The following is a 2497-nucleotide window of genomic DNA, read 5'->3' as shown; positions in this document are numbered from 1 at the left end:
CGCTCGGCGCCGATGTCGCGTTCGTCCCGGTCGGGCAGTCCTCGGCTCGCGCGATGGTCGCGCAGTGGTCCGCCGGGCGCTCCCCGGCATCCACCGGGCGCTGCCTCGTCGTACGCTCCGACCTCGCTGCGGCCGTCGTCAGTGACGAGCTCGAGATGCAGGGCTACGCCGTCGACGTCTGCATCGGCTACCGCACCGTGGGCGTCGATCTGCCGCCCGAGGTCGCCGACGACCTCCGAGACGGCCGCATCGACATCGTGCTGCTGACGTCGCTGAGCGTCGCCCGCGAGCTGCGGCGGCAGCTTTTCAGGGGCGCTGCCGCGCCCGGGGGCGAAAAGACCTGCCTTGGGGACGCGAGTCTTCCGGGCCGGCCCGGCATCCTCCCGGCATCCGTTCTCGTCGCCTCGATCGGTCCCGGAACGACGCGGGATGCTGAATCTCTCGGCTTCACGGTCGGCCACACCGCCCATACCCAGAGCGTCGACGCGCTGCTCGCGGAACTCGACGCCCGCCCCCGACTCCCGGAGGAGGTCGCCCCATGACCGCGTTCCCCACTCGCCGCCCGCGCCGCCTCAGGCAGAGCCCGGCCCTGCGCCGCCTCGTCGCCGAGACACGGTTGCACCCCGCACAGCTCGTGCTGCCCGTGTTCGTGAAGGAGGGCATCGACGCGCCGCTGCCGATCGCGAGCATGCCGGGGGTGTCGCAGCATCCGCTCGACGCGCTCCCGGCGGTCGTCGAGGAGGCCGTGGCGGCCGGGATCGGGGGCATCATGCTGTTCGGCGTGCCCGCGACCCGCGACGCGGTCGGGTCCGGTGCGACCGACCCCGACGGCAGCCTGAACCGCGCGATACGTGTCGTCGCCGACGCCGCGGCGGGACGGATCACCGTGCAGGCCGACCTCTGCCTCGACGAGTTCACCGATCACGGCCATTGCGGTGTGCTGGCCGCCGACGGCAGCGTGGACAACGACGCGACGCTCGAGGTGTACGCGCGCATGGCGCTCGCGCAGGCCGACGCCGGCGCCGAGGTGCTGGGGCTGTCCGGCATGATGGACGGCCAGGTCGCCGCGTGCCGCGCGGCACTGGACGCCGCCGGTCGCACGGACGTCGTGATCTTGGCGTACGCGGCGAAGTACGCGTCCGCGTTCTACGGACCGTTCCGCGACGCCGTCGAGTCGACCTTGACCGGTGACCGTCGCACCTACCAGCTCGATCCCGGGAACGGGCGCGAAGGGGTGCAGGAGGCGCTCGCCGACGTCGACGAGGGCGCCGACGTCGTGATGGTCAAGCCCGCCGGACCCTACCTCGACGTGCTCGCTGAGGTGGCGGCGGTCTCGCCGGTGCCGGTGTGGGCGTACCAGGTGTCGGGGGAGTACGCGATGATCGAGCACGCCGCAGCGGCGGGGGTCATCGACCGGGAACGGGCGATCGGCGAGAGTCTCCTCGGCATAGGTCGCGCCGGTGCCGAGGCGATCCTCACGTACTGGGCGATCGAAGTCGCGGGGTGGCTGCGCGACGGAAGGACGTTGGGATGAGCACGAACGCGGACCTGTTCGCCCGCGCGCGGGCGGTGATCCCCGGCGGCGTCGATTCCCCGGTGCGCGCGTACGGGTCGGTCGGCGGCACGCCGCGGTTCCTCGTGTCGGCGGAGGGTCCGTACGTGACGGATGCCGAGGGCCGCCGCTACGTCGACCTCGTCGCGAGCTGGGGTCCGGCCCTCCTCGGCCACAGCCACCCCGCGGTCGTCGAGGCGGTCGTCGAGGCGGCGCGACGCGGTCTGTCGTTCGGGGCGCCGACGCCCACGGAGGCGGAGCTCGTCGAGGAGATCGTCGCACGCGTTCCGGCCGTGGCCGGCACGCCGATCGTGCAGAAGGCGCGGCTCGTGTCGACCGGCACCGAGGCGACGATGACCGCGATCCGGCTCGCGCGGGGAGCCACCGGGCGCGACCTGCTCGTGAAGTTCGCCGGGCACTACCACGGCCACTCCGACGGGCTGCTCGCCGCAGCAGGGTCGGGGCTGGCGACGTTCGCGCTGCCCGGGTCGGCGGGCGTGCCCGAGGCCGTTGCGGCGCAGACCCTCGTCGTGCCGTACAACGACCGCGAGGCGCTCGCCGCGGTGTTCGAGGCGCATCCCGGCCGGATCGCCGCGGTGATCACCGAGGCGGCGGCGGCGAACATGGGCGTCGTGCCGCCGGCATCCGGGTTCTCGACGTTCGTGGCGGACCTGTGCCATGCCGACGGGGCGCTGCTCATCAGCGACGAGGTGCTGACCGGATTCCGCGCGGCGCCGGGCGGGTACGCAGAAGTGCTGGTTACGGCGGGGGAGCGGGTCGTGCCCGACCTCGTGACGTTCGGCAAGGTGATCGGCGGCGGGCTGCCGGTGGCCGCCGTCGGCGGGCGCGCGGACATCATGGATCTGCTCGCGCCGCTCGGCCCGGTGTACCAGGCGGGAACTCTCAGCGGGAACCCGGTCGCCGTCGCGGCGGGCCTCGCGACCC

The 2497-nt window shown here is 73.6% G+C and carries 3 protein-coding genes; all 3 read left to right on the top strand.

The window, feature by feature from the left end; translation table 11 throughout:
• Nucleotides 1–542 (top strand): uroporphyrinogen-III synthase (locus WBP48_RS17025; protein WP_424441927.1); only part of this gene is annotated, 542 nt, incomplete at its 5' end.
• Nucleotides 539–1534, top strand: a complete 996-nt coding sequence (gene hemB / locus WBP48_RS17020) for a porphobilinogen synthase (protein WP_424441926.1) — start codon at nucleotides 539–541, stop codon at nucleotides 1532–1534. The genes WBP48_RS17025 and hemB, both read left to right, overlap by 4 nt.
• The coding region (locus tag WBP48_RS17015) for a glutamate-1-semialdehyde 2,1-aminomutase (RefSeq protein WP_424441925.1) at nucleotides 1531–2497 on the top strand (967 nt) is incomplete at its 3' end. The genes hemB and WBP48_RS17015, both read left to right, overlap by 4 nt.

The organism is Microbacterium sp. (genome assembly GCF_049661145.1).
Lineage (GTDB): Bacteria > Actinomycetota > Actinomycetes > Actinomycetales > Microbacteriaceae > Microbacterium.
Note: the sequence above shows the minus strand (reverse complement) of the source record. Positions and strands in the feature narration are given on the sequence as shown.